The organism is Serratia sarumanii (genome assembly GCF_029962605.1).
Lineage (GTDB): Bacteria > Pseudomonadota > Gammaproteobacteria > Enterobacterales > Enterobacteriaceae > Serratia > Serratia sarumanii.
In genome coordinates this window covers 3347937-3365962 of sequence record NZ_CP124750.1, presented here as the reverse complement: position 1 = coordinate 3365962, position 18026 = coordinate 3347937, and the positions used below count along the sequence as shown (strand labels likewise).

Annotated in this window: 15 protein-coding genes; 7 read left to right on the top strand and 8 right to left on the bottom strand. The window is 63.0% G+C overall.

The annotated features are described in order from the left end of the window. Positions 1-32: 32 nt before the first annotated feature. Positions 33-1277: a tryptophan permease gene (mtr, locus tag SSARUM_RS16000; RefSeq protein ID WP_039565074.1), complete on the bottom strand. Its 1245-nt coding sequence runs from the start codon at positions 1275-1277 to the stop codon at positions 33-35. A gap of 264 nt (positions 1278-1541) precedes the next feature. Between mtr and SSARUM_RS15995 the strand changes: the two genes are divergently transcribed. Continuing rightward, positions 1542-1796 carry a YkgJ family cysteine cluster protein gene (locus tag SSARUM_RS15995; RefSeq protein WP_015378527.1) on the top strand — a complete coding sequence of 85 codons (255 nt, stop codon included), beginning with the start codon at positions 1542-1544 and terminating at the stop codon, positions 1794-1796. Here SSARUM_RS15995 and SSARUM_RS15990 read toward each other — a convergent pair. The 4 genes from SSARUM_RS15990 to SSARUM_RS15975 all read right to left on the bottom strand — a co-directional run bounded on the left by SSARUM_RS15990 (position 1793) and on the right by SSARUM_RS15975 (position 7436). Continuing rightward, positions 1793-2968 carry a sugar efflux transporter gene (locus SSARUM_RS15990; protein WP_060430344.1) on the bottom strand — a complete coding sequence of 392 codons (1176 nt, stop codon included), beginning with the start codon at positions 2966-2968 and terminating at the stop codon, positions 1793-1795. The genes SSARUM_RS15995 and SSARUM_RS15990 overlap by 4 nt on opposite strands. Before the next feature lie 165 nt (positions 2969-3133). Beyond that, entirely contained in the window at positions 3134-5608 is a 2475-nt protein-coding gene (gene torA, locus SSARUM_RS15985; RefSeq protein ID WP_060430342.1) for a trimethylamine-N-oxide reductase TorA, read from the bottom strand. Between the two features lie 12 nt (positions 5609-5620). After that, positions 5621-6781: a NapC/NirT family cytochrome c gene (locus SSARUM_RS15980; protein ID WP_060430340.1), complete on the bottom strand. Its 1161-nt coding sequence runs from the start codon at positions 6779-6781 to the stop codon at positions 5621-5623. Between the two features lie 232 nt (positions 6782-7013). Further along, complete coding sequence (locus SSARUM_RS15975) at positions 7014-7436, bottom strand: nucleotide triphosphate diphosphatase NUDT15 (protein ID WP_033635266.1); 423 nt, start codon at positions 7434-7436, stop codon at positions 7014-7016. 247 nt (positions 7437-7683) lie between these two features. On the opposite strand from SSARUM_RS15975, the gene fruB reads away from it, so the two are divergent. Genes fruB through fruA form a run of 3 tightly spaced genes read left to right on the top strand, consistent with a single transcriptional unit; the run spans position 7684 to position 11452 of the window. Further along, entirely contained in the window at positions 7684-8817 is a 1134-nt protein-coding gene (gene fruB / locus SSARUM_RS15970) for a fused PTS fructose transporter subunit IIA/HPr protein (protein ID WP_033635264.1), read from the top strand. Continuing rightward, positions 8814-9755 carry a 1-phosphofructokinase gene (fruK, locus tag SSARUM_RS15965; protein ID WP_004935702.1) on the top strand — a complete coding sequence of 314 codons (942 nt, stop codon included), beginning with the start codon at positions 8814-8816 and terminating at the stop codon, positions 9753-9755. The genes fruB and fruK overlap by 4 nt, the downstream gene beginning before the upstream one ends. Before the next feature lie 11 nt (positions 9756-9766). Next, complete coding sequence (fruA, locus tag SSARUM_RS15960; protein ID WP_033635263.1) at positions 9767-11452, top strand: PTS fructose transporter subunit IIBC; 1686 nt, start codon at positions 9767-9769, stop codon at positions 11450-11452. A 60-nt stretch (positions 11453-11512) separates the two neighbouring features. Here fruA and nfo read toward each other — a convergent pair whose 3' ends face one another. Further along, entirely contained in the window at positions 11513-12352 is an 840-nt protein-coding gene (gene nfo, locus SSARUM_RS15955; protein ID WP_033635262.1) for a deoxyribonuclease IV, read from the bottom strand. 99 nt (positions 12353-12451) lie between these two features. Next, a complete protein-coding gene (locus SSARUM_RS15950) occupies positions 12452-13525 on the bottom strand; it encodes a YeiH family putative sulfate export transporter (RefSeq protein ID WP_140926768.1) in 1074 nt (357 codons plus the stop codon). 193 nt (positions 13526-13718) lie between these two features. Here SSARUM_RS15950 and SSARUM_RS15945 point away from each other — a divergent pair, with 193 nt between their 5' ends. The 3 genes from SSARUM_RS15945 to SSARUM_RS15935 all read left to right on the top strand — a co-directional run bounded on the left by SSARUM_RS15945 (position 13719) and on the right by SSARUM_RS15935 (position 16586). Continuing rightward, positions 13719-13916: a hypothetical protein gene (locus SSARUM_RS15945; RefSeq protein ID WP_033647996.1), complete on the top strand. Its 198-nt coding sequence runs from the start codon at positions 13719-13721 to the stop codon at positions 13914-13916. A 106-nt stretch (positions 13917-14022) separates the two neighbouring features. Next, complete coding sequence (gene yieE, locus SSARUM_RS15940) at positions 14023-14889, top strand: DNA-binding transcriptional regulator YeiE (RefSeq protein ID WP_060431622.1); 867 nt, start codon at positions 14023-14025, stop codon at positions 14887-14889. A gap of 218 nt (positions 14890-15107) precedes the next feature. After that, positions 15108-16586, top strand: a complete 1479-nt coding sequence (locus tag SSARUM_RS15935) for an amino acid permease (RefSeq protein ID WP_033635259.1) — start codon at positions 15108-15110, stop codon at positions 16584-16586. 45 nt (positions 16587-16631) lie between these two features. On the opposite strand, the gene SSARUM_RS15930 is transcribed toward SSARUM_RS15935, so the two are convergent. Next, positions 16632-17732, bottom strand: coding sequence for a GGDEF domain-containing protein (locus tag SSARUM_RS15930; RefSeq protein ID WP_039565091.1), 1101 nt, complete (start codon positions 17730-17732; stop codon positions 16632-16634). Positions 17733-18026 lie beyond the last annotated feature (294 nt).

The window sequence follows — 18026 nt, the reverse complement described above, 5'->3', positions numbered from 1 at the left end:
GAAAGGGAGGGCGATCGCCCTCCCGTCGGGGATTAGCGGAAGACCGGCAGCAGGCCGAACAGCGAAAGAATATGCGCGGCGGCGTTGATCAGGCCGAACAGGATAACGAACAGGATCACGCCGTTGCCGCCCGGTGCACGGTAACCGGCCTGCGGGTGGTGGCGGCGGCTGGCGCGCGCCATCAGCGCCGGCACGATCACCGCCCAGACGGTGGCCGCCAGCCCGGCGAAACCGATGGCGTACAGGAAACCGTTCGGGAACAGCAGCGCGGCCAGGGTCGGCGGCACAAAGGTCACCAGCGCGGTCTTGCTGCGTCCGACGGCGTCGTCCTTGAACTTGCAGAAGTCTGCCAGGTAGTCGAACAGGCCCAGCGACACGCCGAGGAACGAGCTGGCCAGCGCCATATAGGAGAAGGCGTTCAGCAGTTGGCTGACGGTCTGGCTGCTGGAGACGTTGCCCATTTGCTTGAGCAGGCTGCCGATGTTGCCGCCCTCGGCGATCACTTGCTTAAAGGCGTCGCGCGCGATATTGCCCTGGATCACGTACTGCCACAGGATGTAGATAGCCAATGCCAGCAGGGTGCCGTACACCAGGCTGCGCACCACGGAGCCGCTGTCCTTATGGTAATACTTCACCAGCCCGGGAATGTTGCCGTGGTAGCCGAACGAGGTCAGCAGGTAAGGCAGCGCCGCCAGGGCGTAAGGCAGATAGCTGGCCTGGTCATCGCCGGTGTTGAACAGCACCGCGGGCTGTACGTGGGTGAACATGTCGCCCACCGACATCACGAAGGTGATCACCATACCGCCGATCAAAATGGTGCTCAGGCGGTCGACCGCGCGGGTGGAGAGCCAGACGATAAACGCCACGACCAGCGCGAACACCAGGCCGGCGGTGGTCTGGCCGACGCCGACGATGCCCTCCAGCGTGTGGGCGATGATCGAGCCGCCGGCGGAGATATAGGCATAGGTCAGGATGTACAGCACGAACGCCACCGACAGGCCGTTCACGGCGTTCCAGCCTTTGCCCAGCAGATCCTTGACCATGGTGTTGAAGCTGGCGCCGCTCGGGTAGTGCAGCGTGGCTTCGAGGATCATCAGGCCGGAAAGTAACATGCAGGCCCAGGTATATACCAGCAGCGCGACGGAGCCGCTGAACCAGACACCGGAAGTGACGATCGGAATGGAAAACATGCCGGCGCCAACGGCGGTTCCGGCAATGATCATCGCGCCGCCGAGGACGGAAGGGCGGGCCAGCTTCTGGATGGTGTCCGTAGACATGCGTGCTCCTGATGGAAGAGGTTCTTTTGTACTAGCTCAATGGTACATGGGTGTATGGTGCATGTAAAGCGGGGGAATTGCACGTTTCACGCGTTTTTGTCTTTAAATCAAGGTGTGTTGGGCGTTTATTCGCCATACGATGACGCCGGCCGGCGCAGGGCGATGAGTGTAAAGATCGCCGGGACGCAGGGATTCTGCTGGCGGCCGCCGCGCGCGGCTGCTATTGTCGCGCTTCTTTTCCCCAGCCCACCAGGAGTAGCGCTGATGGACTGTCGCAGCGACTGCGGCGCCTGCTGTATCGCGCCGTCAATATCCAGCCCGATCCCCGGCATGCCGAACGGCAAGCCCGCCAATACCCGCTGCATTCATCTGGATGAACGGCTGCGCTGTGGCCTGTTTCATTCGCCGCTGCGGCCGAAGGTGTGCGGCAGCCTGCAGCCGAGCCGCGACATGTGCCACGATCACCGCGATCAGGCGCTGATTTATCTCGCCAGGCTGGAAGCGGACACTGCGCCTTAAGCTTCCCTCAACGTCCACAGACACAGCGTCGCGCCTGCCGCCATCGCCAGCGCGGCGTAAAACACCGCATGGTAATTCCAGATTTCCGCCACCGCACCGGCGATGGCGCCGGCGATGACCCAGCCTACCCGAATGGTGTTGGTGAACAGCGTGGTGGCCGTGCCGGCCTGACCGGGCATCAAATCCTGAAAGTAGAGCATGCCGATGCCCGCCAGCACGCCGATAAACGCCGCATTCAGCAGCTGCAGGGCAATCAGCGGCCAACTGCCGGTGATAAACAGCAGGCCGCAATAGAACAGCACGCCGGCGACCACCGCCCCGCGCATCAAACAACGCTTGCCGCAGCGTTTCGCCACCATGCCGGCGAGCAGCATGATTGGGATCTCCAGCCCGGCGGCGGCACCCATCAATATCCCGGCCAGCCGCTCCGGCAGCCGCAGCTCGTGCACCACATACAGCGGCATGTTGATCAGGTACATGCTGTTGGCGGTCCACATCAGGGTGCAGGCGACGAACAGCAGCAGCGAATCGCGGCGATGCTGCCGCGGTGCGGCCAGGGGCGCGTTCGTCGCCGCGGTTTTCGGCATCGAAGGCAGCCGCTTCCACACCAGCAGGCCGCACAGCACAAAGGCCACCGCGCCCGCCAGATACATGACCTTAAAGCCGAAGCCCAGCGCCAGCGCGAAGGCGATCGGCGGGCCAATGACCCAGGCAAGGGAAACCTGGGCGCGCATGATGGAGGTGAACATCACCGCCTCGCGTCCGGTGCGATCGGCATGCTCGCGCGCCAGCGCAAACATCTGCGGATTGGCGGTGGAGCCGAAGCTGGTGAGCAGCACGCCGACGAGCAGCAGCAGGTAATAGTTGCGGCTCCAGGCGAACAGCGTGAACCCCAGCGCACCCAGCATGCAGCAGAGGAAGATCAGTGATTTGCGGTCGCCTTGTTTATCCGAACGGCCGGCGAGAAACTGGCTGACCAGAATGCCGATCACCGCGCTGCCGGTAAAGAACAACCCGACCAGCGCCGGCCGTACCTTGACCTCGGTTTCCAGAAACAGGCTCAGCGTCGGGGTTTGCAACGCGCCGGCGATGCCGGTCAGAAACGCCACCGCCAAAAAGGCCAGCGAAGTGAGATCGGGCGCGCGTCGCGTTACTGCGGATGAAGTCGGCATGGCGGTTGATAATTCGTCGAAAAAGGGAGGTCGCGCGCATCATACGCCCGTTGAAATGAAACGCAAACCGCTCCCTTGCGACGAAGGGTAAGCGGATATGTCGCGCGGCGACGAGGAAAAAAGGGGCGCGTTACGCGCCCCAGTTTATCGCGGGTTATCGCGGGATCAGGCGCCTTGCGGCACCGCGTGCGCGGTATTTTTCAATACCGGCCCCCGATACTTCTCGATCTGCAGCTGCGCCATCTGCCCGCAGTTGCCCTGCGCCAGGCTGGAAGAGCCGATGTCGAAGGTCAGGCAGTTGACGTTGCCGTTCTTGCACAGCGAGCCGGGCTGCGCCGGATCGGCCGGATCGAACCAGGCGCCTTCGCTGATGCGCACCACGCCCGGTCGCACGTCTTCGCTGACCACCGCCCCCACCAGGATCTGGCCGCGATCGTTGAACGCCCGCACCAGATCGCCGCCGCTGATGCCGCGCGGCTGCGCGTCCTGCGGGTGGATCAGGATCGCTTCACGATCCGCTACCGCGTATTTCTCGCGCAGCGGCGTGTTGTCGAGCTGAGAGTGCAGCCGGTTGGTCGGGTGCGCGGTATTGAGCGACAGCGGATACTTGGCCGCTTCCGGCCCGCGATACCACTCGTGCGGCGGCATCCAGGTCGGGATGCCGGGGCAATCCTCGTAATGCATTTTGGCGATGGCGTCGGAGTAGATCTCGATCTTGCCCGACGGCGTGCCCAGCGGGTTCAGCAGCGGGTTGTCGCGATAATCGGCAAAGCGCACCCACTGCTTGTTGGCCTCCGGCACCGGGAAGCGCACGTAGTTGTTGGATTGCCAGAACATGTCGAACGGCGGCAGCGCCACCCGGGCGGCGCGCGCCTGGTTCTTCATGTCGTCGTACATGCCTTTCAGCCACTGGGTTTCATCCTTGCCCTCGGTAAAGGCTTCCTGCACGCCCAGCCTGGCCGCCATCGCCGAGAAGATGTCGAAGTCGCTGCGCGACTCGTGCTGCGGCGGCACGCATTGATGCATCGGGAACACGTAGAGCTGCGAATAGTCGCCGCCCATTTCCAGATCGTTGCGCTCGTAGCTGGTGGTGGCCGGCAGCACGATGTCGGCATGCTTGGCGGTGGCGGTCCAGTAAGGCTCGTTGACCACGATGGTGTCCGGCCGCTGCCAGGCTTTGACCAGGTTATTGGTGTCCTGATGCTGGTGGAAGGTGTTACCGCCCGCCACATATATCATTTTCACCTCGGGGTAGGTGACCTTGGCGCCGTTGAAGTCGATGGTTTTGCCCGGGTTGCTCAGGCATTCGGCGATGCGCGCCACCGGGATCGGCGCCGGCGAGTTCTTCGGCGCGTTGCCGGCGGAGATGCCGGCGATGATGCCGCCTTTGGCGGTCGGGCTGCCGCCGGAGGAATAGTGGTAGCTGAAGCCGAAGCCGCCGCCCGGCAGGCCGATCTGGCCGAGCATCGCCGCCACCGTCACCAGCAGCCAGTGCTGCTGTTCGCCGTGGTGCTGGCGCTGAATGCCCCAGCCGCCCATGATCATGGTGCGGTGTTTCGCCATCTCGCGCGCCAGTTGGCGCAGCGTGTCGGCATCGACGCCGCTGATGTCGGCCGCCCATTCGGCGGTTTTCGCCACGCCGTCGCTCTCGCCCAGCAGGTAGGCCTGGAACTTGTCGAAGCCGACGGTGTAGGTTTTCAGGAAGTCCGGGTTATGCAGCTTCTCGGTCAGCAGCGTGTGGGCGATGCCGATCAGCATGGCGCCGTCGGTATAAGGGCGCGGGGCGATCCACTGCGCATTGACGAACTTGGCGCTGTCGCTGTGCACCGGATCGATGCTGATCACCCGGGTGCCTTTCTTCTTCAGCGCCTCGAAGCCGGTCTGGCCGACGTGATCCGGCACGTTCCAGCTGTTTTTCAGCGTGACCATCGGGTTGCAGCCCCACAGGATCACCAGCTCGCTGTTCTCGATCACGTTCGGCCAGGCGGTCTGCTGTTCGTAGACCTCCATCGAACCGACCACGTGCGACATGATCACCTGCGCCGCGCCGGTGGAGTAGTCGCCGGCGTAGCCGAGGAAACCGCCGGTCAGGTTCATCAGGCGTTGCAGCAGCGTGCGGCTGTTGTGCAGCATGCCGACGCTTTTCCAGCCGTAGGAACCGGCGTAGATCGACTGCGGCCCGTGATCTTTTTGCAGGCGAGTGATTTCATTGCACACCAGCTCGGTCGCTTTGTCCCAGCTGACGCGCACCCACTCGTCGCGGCCGCGCAGCTCGGTGCGGCTGCCGGGGCCGCCCTCCAGCCAGCTTTTACGCACCATCGGGTATTTGATGCGGTTCTCGGCGTGCACCTGATAAGGCGCCATGGCGATCAGCTCATTCGGATACGGATCGTCCTGCACCGGCTGCACGCCCACCATCTTGCCGTCTTGCACGATGGCCTCGAACGCGCCCCAGTGGGCGCCGGTCAGAATGCCTTTCTGCGCCTGACGCAAGGCGATGAACTGCGGCAGCGCTTCGCTGATGGCCTGCGCCAGCGCCGCTTTGGGCCATAAGCCCGCCAGCAGAGGGGCGGCGGCCAGAGCGGCGGCTCCGGTCAGGAAGCGGCGGCGGCTCATGGTTAACGGTTGTTGGTTGCTCATTGCGCTTCTCCCTTAAAGCTTGGCCGGTGCGGCAGGTGGCATGTCGCTGGCGTGTTTTTGTACGTATTGCGTCAGCACGCGCAGCTGTTCCTGCGTCAGCGAGGTGCGCGGCGCCATGCCTTTGATGACGCCAATCCATTGGTTGGCGTTGAAGCGATCGAGCGCGGTCAGCCCGTGGCAGCCGGTGCAGTTGGCCGACATCATGTCCGCGGCGTAGCGCCAGATTTTTTGCTGATCGTCAATCAACTGTTTACGCGGCAGCCACACCTGCAGAGAAACCTGATGCCAGACCAGGCCGGTTTCCGCATCGGTCTGGGTGGAGGCGGTCTTCAGCTGTTGGCGCGCGTCTTCACCCAGCAGCACGCTGAGGATGCGTTTGCCCTGCGCGGCGTAGAACACTTCGCTGACCCCGTCCTGCTGCCAGCCGCTCACGGTGGCCAGCACCTTGTCGCCATCCTGCTTCACCACCTGCACTTCGGTGGACGGCATCAGGTTGCCGGCGTTATGGCTGTCGTCCGCGCTGAGGAAGAACGGTTCAGTGGCGATGGTGTAGAGGGGGGTGGCGTCCGGTGCGGTCAGCGCCGCGGCCTTCGCCAGCTCGGCGGCGCCGGCCTGGGTTTCGCCGCTCATGTCCGGCAGGATGTGGGCCACGCCCTTATGGCAATCGATGCAGGTCTCGCCCTGTTTGATCGCCACCGGGTGCTGCAGGCGCGCCTCGGGGCGCTGGGCGGTGATGTCCATGGCGTCGTAGCTGTGGCAGGAGCGGCAGGTGGCTGAGTCGTTCTCTTTCAGCGTTTTCCAGACCGACTGCGCCATCGCCAGCTTGTGCGCTTCGTATTTTTCCGGCGTATCGATGGTGCCGACCATTTCGCCGTAAATGTCTTTCACCGCGCGGATTTTGGTCCACAGGTAATCGATCGGCTGGTGCGGCACGTGGCAGTCGGCGCACTCGGCGCGGATGCCCTTGGTGTTCTGGAAGTGAACGCTGCCCTGATATTCGGCCAGCGGCTGTTGCATGGTGTGGCAGGAAACGCAGAAGGCGGTATCGCTGGTTTTGTGGAATACGGTGGCGGTCCCGGCCAACAGCGCCGCGCCGAGGATAATCCCCAGCAGCAAAAGCCATAGCCATCCCCACCGGCGCTTTTTTTCAAAGCCAGTCAGTTTTTTGCTCATGGTAAACCCGCTTATAATTATGAATTTAAAATAAAATCTTGCCAAAAGGCCGCCGACCGGAGGTCAGAATGCCACGTCGATTGCAGGGGTAATATAGAAGAGGGTTAACCCCATAGGGTTATCCGTAGTCAAAAAAAGGGCATATATCGCAAAAAATAGCGTTATATTCTGGTGTATATAGCGATGGGGTCGAGCGGCAGGGGAAGCGAACGCAGGACGCGTTCGCGATGGCTCAGGCCGTGGGCAAATAGGGCTGGCCGCTCAGCCATAGCCGGATGGCGGTGCGGCTGGCTTCGAAATGCGGCTCCGGCAGGGCGTCGGGCGCGCACCAGCGCCACTCGGCGCACTTTTCGGGTTCTTTCAACTCGGCGCTGCCGCCGGGGTGATCCACCTGCAGGCAAACAGACACCGTGTGTTTGCCTTCGGCGCGCCAGGTTTGCAGATTGTTGCTGACGCCCACGAAGCGCGGCGGATCGATGAGCAGCCCGGTCTCTTCGGCGATTTCGCGCCGGGCGCACTGCTCGAAGGTTTCACCGGCCTCCAGATGCCCACCGGGGATCGACCAAAAGGGCGCGTGGGAACCGCAGCGCTTGCCCAACAAAATCTCGCCCTGCGGGTTGACGATGATCACCCCGACGCCGGTCACTACGTTCATGCTTTTCTCCGTCAGCAAAGTTTCAGCACAGTATGTCATTTTGCCCCGGCGCTGACCAATGCGCCGGCGAAAGTGTGCGTAAGCTCAAAAATCTGCAATGGCAAAAGGGAGAAAGCTTGCTTTCGCCTTGCGCTGCTCACACACTCCTTGAAACGTTTCAGCGTTATCCGGCCGCTTGTGGCGAGCGGGTAACGCTCCTTTTTCTCAATGAAGCTGAAACGATTCAATTCAGCAGGAGAGGAGAATCATGTTCCAGTTGTCACCGCAAGACATTCATCTGGGCGCCGCTGCCGCCGATAAGCAGGAGGCCATCCGCCAGGTGGCCGCCGCCCTGACCGAAGCCGGCTGCGTCAGCGCCGGTTACGTGGACGGCATGCTGCAGCGCGAACTGCAGACGTCCACCTATCTGGGCAACGGCATCGCCATTCCGCACGGCACCACCGATACCCGCGATCTGGTGCTGAAAACCGGCGTGCAGGTGTTCCAGTTCCCGCAGGGCATCGCCTGGGGCGAAGGCCAGACCGCCTATGTGGCGATCGGCATCGCCGCCCGTTCCGACGAGCATTTGGCGCTGCTGCGCCAGCTTACTCACGTGCTGAGCGATGACGGCGTGGCGGAGCGGCTGGCGAAAACCACCTCCGCGGAAGAGCTGCGCGGCCTGCTGATGGGCGAGCAGCAGAGCGCCGAATTCCAGTTCGACGTTTCGCTGATTGCGCTCGACGTCGCGGCCGACAGCCTGATGACGCTGCAGGCGCTGAACGCCGGCCGGCTGCAAAAGGCCGGCGCGGTCAACGCGCAGTTCGTCAGCGATGCCATTACCCGCAAGCCGCTGAACCTGGGGCAGGGCATCTGGCTGAGCGACAGCGTTGAAGGCAACCTGGCCAGCGCAGCCACCGTCAGCCGCCCGGCGCAGGCTTTCGTGGAAGACGGCGAGCCGGTGGCGCTGCTGCTGACGGTGTCGGTCGCCGACGCGCAGCCGCTGGCGGTGCTCAACTACCTCAGCGATCTGCTGCTGGCCAACAAAGCTGAACGCCTGCTGAAGGCGGATGCCGCCGGGGTGCTGGCGCTGCTGACCAGCGAAGTGGCCGAGGAGAGCAGCGTACTGAGCGCCGAGTTCGTGATCCGCAACGAGCACGGCCTGCACGCACGGCCGGGCACGGCGCTGGTCAACGTGATCAAAAGTTTCAACAGTGACATCACCGTCACCAACCTGGACGGCAGCGGCAAGCCGGCCAACGGGCGCAGCCTGATGAAGGTGGTGGCGCTGGGCGTGAAAAAAGGGCATCACCTGCGCTTTACCGCCAATGGAGAAGATGCTGAAGCCGCGCTGAAGGCGATCGGCGAAGCGATTAATGAAGGACTGGGCGAGGGCGCAGCATGAGCAGAAGAGTAGCAACGATCACCCTGAACCCGGCGTACGATCTGGTGGGGTTTTGCCCGCAGATCGAACGCGGGGAAGTCAACCGGGTAAAAACCGCCGGCCTGCACGCCGCCGGTAAGGGCATCAACGTCGCCAAGGTGTTGAAGGATTTGGGCATCGACGTCACCGTCGGCGGCTTCCTGGGCAAAGACAATCAGGACGGTTTCCAGCTGCTGTTCAGCGATCTGGGGATCGCCAACCGCTTCCAGGTAGTGCCGGGCCGCACCCGCATCAACGTCAAGCTGACGGAAAAAGACGGCGAAGTCACTGATTTCAATTTCTCCGGTTTTGAAGTGACGCCGCAGGACTGGGATCGCTTCGTCAGCGACTCGCTGAGCTGGCTGGGCCAGTTTGACATGGTGGCGGTGAGCGGCAGCCTGCCGGCCGGCGTCGATCCCGATGCCTTTACCGACTGGATGACCCAGCTGCGCGCCAAATGCCCGTGCATCATTTTCGACAGCAGCCGCGAAGCGCTGGTCGCAGGGTTGAAGGCCTCGCCGTGGCTGGTGAAGCCGAACCGCCGCGAGCTGGAGATCTGGGCCGGCCGCCCGCTGCCGGCGCTGGCGGACGTGGTCGAGGCCGCGCATGCGCTGCGTGAGCAGGGCATCGCCCACGTGGTGATCTCCCTCGGCGCGGAAGGCGCGCTGTGGGTTAACGCCTCCGGCGCCTGGATCGCCAAACCGCCGTCCTGTGAGGTGGTCAGCACCGTGGGCGCCGGTGATTCGATGGTCGGCGGCCTGATTTACGGCCTGCTGATGCGCGAATCCAGCGAACACACCTTGCGTCTGGCCACGGCGGTAGCGGCGCTGGCGGTCAGCCAGAGCAACGTCGGCGTGACCGATCGTCCCCAGTTGGCCGCGATGATGGCGCGCGTCGATCTGAAACCTTTCAATCAATAGCAGGAGGCAGAATGAAAACGCTGCTGATGGTAGACAGTTCGCTGGGGCAGGCCCGTGGCCACCTGGCGAAACGCATGCTGGAGGCCGCCGCGGCCAAAACCGGCCTGACGCTGGTCGAGTCGCTGCAGGACGCCGAACTGGTGGCGGTGGCGGGGCAGTCGGCCCCGGCTGACGCCGGGCTGAACGGCAAATTGGTGTATGTGGGCGACGTAGAACAGGCGGTGCGGGAGCCGGACGCTTTTCTGGCGCGCGCCAAGGCCGAAGCTGAAACCTATCAGGCGCCGCAGGCTGCGGCGCCGGTGAAAGCCGGTGGGCAAAAACGCATCGTGGCGATCACCGCCTGCCCAACCGGCGTGGCGCATACCTTTATGGCGGCCGAAGCCATTGAAAGCGAAGCGAAGAAACGCGGCTGGTGGGTGAAGGTGGAAACGCGCGGCTCCGTCGGCGCCGGCAACGCCATCACCCCGGAAGAGGTGGCGGCGGCGGATCTGGTGATCGTCGCGGCGGATATCGAGGTGGACCTGGATAAATTCGCCGGTAAGCCGATGTACCGCACCTCCACCGGCCTGGCGCTGAAGAAAACCGCCCAGGAGCTGGACAAGGCGCTGGCCGAGGCCGAGGTGTTCCAGCCGCAGCAGCGCGGTAGCGCGGCGCCGGCGGGTAAAAAGAAAGAGGGCAACGGCCCGTATCGCCACCTGCTGACCGGCGTGTCCTACATGCTGCCGATGGTGGTGGCCGGCGGCCTGTGCATCGCGCTGTCGTTCGTGTTCGGCATCAAGGCGTTTGAAGTCAAAGGCACGTTGGCGGCGGCGCTGATGCAGATCGGCGGCGGCTCCGCCTTTGCGCTGATGGTGCCGGTATTGGCCGGTTTCATCGCCTTCTCCATCGCGGATCGCCCTGGCCTGACGCCGGGCCTGATCGGCGGCATGCTGGCGGTGAGCACCGGCGCCGGGTTCCTCGGCGGCATCATCGCCGGTTTCCTGGCGGGTTACGTCGCCAAGGCGATCAGCAGCAAGCTGCGCCTGCCGCAGAGTATGGAAGCGCTGAAGCCCATCTTGATCATTCCGCTGGTGGCCAGTCTGATCACCGGTCTTATCATGATTTACGTGGTCGGCACGCCGGTGGCGAAAATCATGGAAGGCCTGACTCATTGGCTGCAATCGTTGGGCACCGCCAACGCCGTGCTGCTGGGGGCGATCCTCGGCGGCATGATGTGTACCGACATGGGCGGCCCGGTGAACAAAGCGGCCTACGCCTTCGGCGTGGCGCTGCTCAGTTCCTCGGTGTATGCGCCGATGGCGGCGATCATGGCGGCGGGCATGGTGCCGCCGCTGGCGATGGGGCTGGCGACGCTGCTGGCGCGCCGCAAGTTCCCGAAATCCGAACAGGAAGGCGGCAAGGCAGCGCTGGTGCTGGGGCTGTGCTTCATCACCGAAGGGGCGATTCCGTTCGCCGCCCGCGACCCGATGCGCGTGCTGCCGTGCTGCATTGCCGGCGGGGCGCTGACCGGCGCGCTGTCGATGGCGTTCGGCGCCAAGTTGATGGCACCGCACGGCGGGCTGTTCGTGCTGCTGATCCCGGGCGCGATTTCGCCGGTGTTGCTGTACCTGGTGGCGATCGCCGCCGGTACGCTGCTGGCGGGCGTGGCTTACGCTCTGCTGAAACGTGCTGAAGTGCCGGCGGCCAGCGTGGCGTAACGGCGTCCAGCCATAAAAAAACCGGAGCTCAGGCTCCGGTTTTGTCGTTTTGGCGCCGCATTACTGCTGCGCTTTCAGCCAGGCGATCTCTTCCGCCCAGATATCCGGGTTTACCGTTTCCAGAATCAGCGGGATATTGTCGAAGCGCGGATCGCGCATGATGTAGCTGAACACCGTTTTGCCGATGTTGCCTTCCCCCAGGCTGTGGTGGCGGTCGACGCGGCTGTTGAACTCGCTCTTGGCGTCGTTCAGGTGCATGCCGCGCAGGTAGTTGAAGCCGACGATGTCGCCGAGCTGTTTGAAGGTGTGTTCGCAGTCTTCTTCGGTGCGCAGATCGTACCCGGCGGCGAAGGCGTGACAGGTGTCGATGCAAACGCCGACGCGGCTTTTGTCTTCCACGCCGTCGATGATCGCCGCCAGGTGCTCGAATTTGAAGCCCAGGTTGCTGCCCTGGCCGGCGGTGTTTTCGATCACGGCCGTCACGCCGGCGGTTTTATCCAGCGCGATGTTGATCGATTCGGCGATGCGCGCCAGGCACTTGTCTTCATCGATTTGCAGCAGGTGGCTGCCGGGGTGGAAGTTCAGCAGCGTCAGCCCCAGCTGTTCGCAGCGCTGCAGCTCGTCGATGAACGCCTCGCGCGATTTTTCCAACGCGTCGGCCACCGGGTGGCCCAGGTTGATCAGGTAGCTGTCGTGCGGCAGGATCTGCCCCGGCCCGAAGCCGTACTGGGCGCAGGCGCTCTTGAACTTATCGATCACGTCCGCGGCCAGCGGCGCGGCCTTCCATTGACGCTGATTTTTGGTGAACAGAGCGAACGCGGTCGCCTCCAATTCGTGCGCGCGGATAACCGCCTGATCCACGCCGCCTGACGCGCTGACATGTGCACCGACAAACTTCATCTTCATTCTCCTGTGTTATCGGTGACATTATGGCATTGATGGCGGGCGGAATAAATGCGGCCCGCCGAAGCGAGCCGCAGAAGGGGCAGAAGGGAGTGATTAGAGCCAGTGTTGCACCAGCTGGTTTATCGCGCCGCCGCCGACCAGCAGCCAGACGAACAGCAGCGTGGCCAACAGAATCGGTTTCATCCCGGCCTGGCGCACGGCGCTGATGTGGGTGGTCAATCCCAGCGCCGCCATCGCCATCGCCAGCATCCAGGTGTCGGCGGTGATCAGGTGCTGCACCAGCATGGCCGGCAGCAGGTTGAAGGAGTTCAGCCCGGCGACGGCGATAAACAGCACGGCGAACCACGGAATGGTAATCGCGGATTTTTCCGCCTTGCCTGCGCCGCCGCGGCTGATGTAGCCCGACAGCAGCAGCAGGAACGGCGCCAGCATCATCACGCGGATCATCTTGGCGATCACCGCTGCATTTTCGGCGTCAGGCCCGATGGCGTGCCCGGCCGCAACCACCTGAGCCACTTCGTGGATGGTGGAGCCGGCATAGATGCCGAAGGTTTCCTGGCTGAACGGCAGCCACTGGAAGTGTTCGTTCAACTGATACAGCCATGGGTAGGCGAAGATCGCCAGGGTGCCGAACACCACCACGGTCGAGACCGCCACCGCCACTTTACTGGAGTCGGCCTTCAGCACCGGCTCGGTGGCCATCACCGCCGCCGCGCCGCAAATGCTGCTGCCGGCGCCGATCAGCATCGCGGTCTGGCTGTCGATGCCGAACACTTTCTTGCCGAGCCAGCAGGCCAGCAGGAAGGTGGTGGTCAGGGTCAGCGCATCGATGATGATGCCGCTGGCGCCCACGTTGGCGATTTGCTGAAAGGTCAGGCGAAAGCCGTAAAGGATAATGCCCAAACGCAGCAGGCGTTGTTTGGCCAGCTGTACGCCGCCGTGACAAACGGTTTGCCAGCGGGGATACAGCGTGTTGCCCACCAGAATGCCGAACAGGATCGCCAGCGTCAGCGCCCCCAGGCCCAGCTCCGCCACCCAGGGAATGTCGCCGGCCCAGACGGCCAGCGCGGTGAGCGCGCCGGTCAGCGCCAGCCCCGGCACCAGCCGCGGCAGGCCGAACAGCGGAAAGCGTCGCTCGGGGTAAGTATGAGTGGTATCAGTCGCCATAAAAGTCAGTCCTTCAGTCTGTTTCTTGCTGCCAAGAGTACGTTTGGGCTGAATAAAAGAGAAATTGATTATATATTTATAACCTATCTGAATAAGTGGTATGGCGTCAGGCATTGGCATACAGCCGCATTGCGGCTAGGGTGAGGAGGAGCGGCGAACCGCCGTCAACTTTCCAACTGAACAGGAGCAGGCGATGGATACCGACGATCAACGCAGAGAGCAGATAGACCGGGAAGTGGGCCGCGCGGTGCGGCGGTTGATTGAAGAAAACAAGGCGATCGACCGCGACCATCTCGTGGCGATGCTGCAATTGATACAGCGGGACGAAGCCGGCACGCCGCGCGAGGCGGCGCTGGCCGCGGCGGCGCAGCTGGTCGCCTTGGGCAAGTAGCGCGCCGAATTGGCCGCAAACGGGGTAGCCTCGCCGGGCTCCCCACAGCATGTTGACATCATTTTGCGGTTCTCTGGCAGAACCCTTTTTCATTACCGGGACGGCTATGCATATCACGTTGCGTCAACTGGAAGTCTTCACCGAAGTGCTGAAAAGCGGTTCGACCACTCAGGCCTCGGTGGTGCTGGCGCTGTCGCAGTCGGCGGTCAGCGCGGCGCTGGCGGATCTGGAGGGGCAGCTGGGCGTGCAGCTGTTCGATCGCGTCGGCAAACGGCTGGTGATCAACGAGCACGGCCGGTTGCTGTATCCCAAGGCGCTGGCGCTGCTGGAGCAGGCGGGGGAGATCGAGCAGCTGTTTCGCCATGACGGCGGGGCGCTGCGCATCGCCGCCAGCAGCACCATCGGCAACTACATGCTGCCGGAGATGATCGCCCGTTACCGCCGGGACTTTCCGGCCACGCCGCTGGAGCTGAACGTCGGCAACAGCCAGGACGTGATCGTGGCGGTGGCGGATTTCCGCGTCGATCTGGGGTTGATCGAAGGGCCTTGCCATATGCCGGAGCTGGTGACGCAGCCGTGGCTGGAGGACGAGCTGGTGGTGTTCGCCGCGCCGGACAACCCGCTGACCCGTCAGCCGCCAACGCTGGAGGCGCTGGCCAATGCCCCTTGGATCCTGCGCGAGCGCGGTTCGGGCACCCGCGAGGTGCTGGATCATCTGCTGTTGGCGCACCTGCCGCATTTTCAACTGGTGATGGAGCTCGGCAACTCGGAGGCGATCAAGCACGCGGTGCAGCACGGCATCGGCATCAGCTGCCTGTCGCGGCGGGTGGTGGCGGAACAGCTGGCCAGCGGCGCGCTGGTGGAACTGCCGGTGCCGCTGCCGCCGCTGCGGCGCACCCTGTACCTGATCCGCCATCGGCAAAAGCACATTTCCAACGCCTTGCAGCGTTTTCTCAGCTATTGCGCGCTGTAATCGACAGCGCGTCACGCCCTCTGCTGCCGCGCAGGCCGAAGAAAGCATAAAAACCTGCGCGCGCTCACATTAATGAGAGTAAGTAAGGCCATAAGGGCCGCGGCTAATAATTGCCTCTGAATTATGAAGCTATCTTATATCAGTGCAATGTTGCTAGTTCACCGGCGGGTATTTGTTACAATCCGCCCTCATTTTTTCAAAGAGCAGATAGGGTACGAATGGCTCAGCAGGATATAAAAACATCGGGGCAGCAAGCACCCGGATTGCGCCGCGAGCTGAAAGCCCGGCATTTGACCATGATCGCCATCGGCGGCTCCATCGGCACCGGCCTGTTTGTCGCCTCGGGCGCCACGGTTTCTCAGGCAGGCCCCGGCGGGGCGCTATTGTCTTACGCTCTGATCGGTTTGATGGTGTACTTCCTGATGACCAGCCTGGGCGAACTGGCGGCCTTTATGCCGGTTTCCGGTTCATTCTCCACCTACGGCGCCAAATACGTGGAAGAAGGCTTCGGCTTCGCGCTGGGCTGGAACTACTGGTACAACTGGGCGGTGACCATCGCCGTTGACCTGGTGGCTTCGCAATTGGTGATGAGCTACTGGTTCCCGGACACCCCCGGCTGGATCTGGAGCGCGCTGTTCCTCGGCCTGATGTTCCTGCTGAACTACATTTCGGTGAAAGGGTTCGGCGAGGCGGAATACTGGTTCGCGCTGATCAAGGTCAGCACCGTGATTATCTTCATCGCCGTCGGCGTGCTGATGATCGTCGGCATTCTGAAAGGCGGCGAGCACGCCGGCTGGCAGAACTGGACGATAGGGGACGCGCCGTTCGCCGGCGGCTTCTCGGCGATGATTGGCGTGGCGATGATCGTCGGCTTCTCGTTCCAGGGCACCGAGCTCATCGGCATCGCGGCCGGCGAATCGGAGAATCCGGGTAAAAACATCCCGCGCGCGGTGCGTCAGGTGTTCTGGCGTATTCTGCTGTTCTATATCTTCGCCATTCTGATCATCAGCCTGATCATTCCGTACACCGATCCGAGCCTGCTGCGCAATGACGTGAAAGACATCAGTGTCAGCCCGTTCACCCTGGTGTTCCAGCATGCCGGCCTGCTGTCGGCGGCGGCGGTGATGAACGCGGTGATCCTGACGGCGGTGCTGTCCGCCGGTAACTCGGGCATGTACGCCTCTACCCGCATGCTGTACACCCTGGCGTCGGAAGGCAAGGCGCCGCGCATCTTCGCCAAGCTGTCGAAAGGCGGCGTGCCGCGCAACGCGCTGTATGCGACCTGCGTGGTGGCCGGGCTGTGCTTCCTGACCTCGATGTTCGGCAACCAGTCGGTTTACCTGTGGCTGCTGAATACCTCGGGCATGACCGGTTTCATCGCCTGGTTGGGCATCGCCATCAGCCACTACCGTTTCCGTCGCGGTTACATGCTGCAGGGGCGCGATCTGAACGACTTGCCATACCGTTCCGGGTTCTTCCCGCTGGGGCCGATCTTCGCCTTCGTGCTGTGCCTGATCATTACCCTGGGCCAGAACTACCAGGCCTTCCTGCAAGACAAGATTGACTGGTACGGCGTGACCGCCACCTACATTGGCATTCCGCTGTTCCTGCTGATTTGGTTCGGTTACAAGCTGTCGCGCGGCACCCGCGTCGTGAAGTACAGCGAAATGGAATTCCCGAAGATGGACGTGAAGTAATCTTCGGTGAGTGACACGCGGCGGGAGCTCCCGCCGCGTGTGGTTTTACTTTTTCCCGCCTTTGGCTTCCGCCAGTGCCTGCTGCGCCGAACTCATCAAATCTTCCACCGTCGCATAATCCTGCGTCAGCGCCAAAATGCCGGCGTTGAGTTGCATGTTCACCTCGCCGAACGCGCCAAAATCGTAGGGCGCTTCCAGCGGCGGCACAATGCGCGCCAGGAACTCGCTTTCCGCGCCGTAGGGCAGATCGTGCACCAGTATCAAAAACAGGCCGCCGGTGTAGCGGCAGACGTAGTCGCTGGGGCGGATCAGCGTCTTGAGGCGCTCGCCGACGGTGCGCAGCACGTCGTCGCCGATCTGCACGCCGTGGCTTTGGTAAAGCGCCGCCAGCGGGCCGAATTCAAGAATGAACAGGTGAGAGATTGGCTGTGTCGTACCAGGGCGGCAGATGTTGCGCATCACCGCCTCACCGCCCGCGCGGTTGAGGAAGCCGGTCAGGCGATCGCGGTGGGACGCCTGCTGCTTCTCCCACGCCAGCGTGACGTGCTGTACCCGCTGGCGGTGGTAGCGCGCGATCATGCCATGGGCCAGCACCAGCCACAGCGGCGTGAGATCCGCCAGGACGAACAGGTTTTGCACGCGCGACAGCGGCGCCGCCAGCAGGTAGGGCAGCGTCAGCGCGATCACCTCAAGCAGCGCGAAACGCGGCGCGGCGGCATGGCGCTGCATCAGCCAGCAGGCCAGAGCGGTGATCGTCAGACCGGCGAACAGGATCAGCACAAAGCGGCCCGACAGCATCGCCAGCGCGGCGCTGGCGCCGACCAGCAGCATCCACAGCAACACCGTCACCAGCATGGCGTCCGGCCAGGCGGGTTGGCGCCTCTGCGCCAGCCAGGCGCGCCCGGCGGTCAGCAGCAGCAACAGCAGCAGCAGAACGATACCGACCAGCCGCTGGTTCAGCCAGGCGTACCCCACCAACAGCGCCGCCGGCCCCACGGCATTCAGCCAGGGAGTGAGAGGAGAGGGCGTCAGCGTGAGCCGCAGCTGGCGTTTAAACGGCTCGTCATCGGCGTGCAGCGGGCTGTGCAACAGCCAGTTCAGCAGCGCCGGGCGTTTGGGCGTTACCGCCGGAGATGGACTTCTCATTACAGCCTCGTCAATAAGGCCGCTCTTGCGGCGGCCTGAAGTTTTTTGCACGCTCGGTGCTGTGATTTTGGATTCTATGTGGTTTTTTCGTTATTTGTCAGAGTCTGGTCGGATCAGGAATAACTTTCAGAATAATGAACCTGCTGGCCGCAGCGGGGGTAAACGCGATGGATTGAAGAATGGCGTGGAAAAACAATTTATTACATTTCGATAACGCCGTTTTCACCTATTGATATGATTGATAAGTATTATCGTTTGCTTTATTGTTGACGGCTGCGCGCAGGCTGTCGCCGC

Bases quoted from the DNA above. Each gene is read 5' to 3' on its own strand.
- mtr (WP_039565074.1), bottom strand. From the start codon at position 1,277: ATGTCTACGGACACCATCCAGAAGCTGGCCCGCCCTTCCGTCCTCGGC.
- SSARUM_RS15995 (WP_015378527.1), top strand. From the start codon at position 1,542: ATGGACTGTCGCAGCGACTGCGGCGCCTGCTGTATCGCGCCGTCAATA.
- SSARUM_RS15990 (WP_060430344.1), bottom strand. From the start codon at position 2,968: ATGCCGACTTCATCCGCAGTAACGCGACGCGCGCCCGATCTCACTTCG.
- torA (WP_060430342.1), bottom strand. From the start codon at position 5,608: ATGAGCAACCAACAACCGTTAACCATGAGCCGCCGCCGCTTCCTGACC.
- SSARUM_RS15980 (WP_060430340.1), bottom strand. From the start codon at position 6,781: ATGAGCAAAAAACTGACTGGCTTTGAAAAAAAGCGCCGGTGGGGATGG.
- SSARUM_RS15975 (WP_033635266.1), bottom strand. From the start codon at position 7,436: ATGAACGTAGTGACCGGCGTCGGGGTGATCATCGTCAACCCGCAGGGC.
- fruB (WP_033635264.1), top strand. From the start codon at position 7,684: ATGTTCCAGTTGTCACCGCAAGACATTCATCTGGGCGCCGCTGCCGCC.
- fruK (WP_004935702.1), top strand. From the start codon at position 8,814: ATGAGCAGAAGAGTAGCAACGATCACCCTGAACCCGGCGTACGATCTG.
- fruA (WP_033635263.1), top strand. From the start codon at position 9,767: ATGAAAACGCTGCTGATGGTAGACAGTTCGCTGGGGCAGGCCCGTGGC.
- nfo (WP_033635262.1), bottom strand. From the start codon at position 12,352: ATGAAGTTTGTCGGTGCACATGTCAGCGCGTCAGGCGGCGTGGATCAG.
- SSARUM_RS15950 (WP_140926768.1), bottom strand. From the start codon at position 13,525: ATGGCGACTGATACCACTCATACTTACCCCGAGCGACGCTTTCCGCTG.
- SSARUM_RS15945 (WP_033647996.1), top strand. From the start codon at position 13,719: ATGGATACCGACGATCAACGCAGAGAGCAGATAGACCGGGAAGTGGGC.
- yieE (WP_060431622.1), top strand. From the start codon at position 14,023: ATGCATATCACGTTGCGTCAACTGGAAGTCTTCACCGAAGTGCTGAAA.
- SSARUM_RS15935 (WP_033635259.1), top strand. From the start codon at position 15,108: ATGGCTCAGCAGGATATAAAAACATCGGGGCAGCAAGCACCCGGATTG.
- SSARUM_RS15930 (WP_039565091.1), bottom strand. From the start codon at position 17,732: ATGAGAAGTCCATCTCCGGCGGTAACGCCCAAACGCCCGGCGCTGCTG.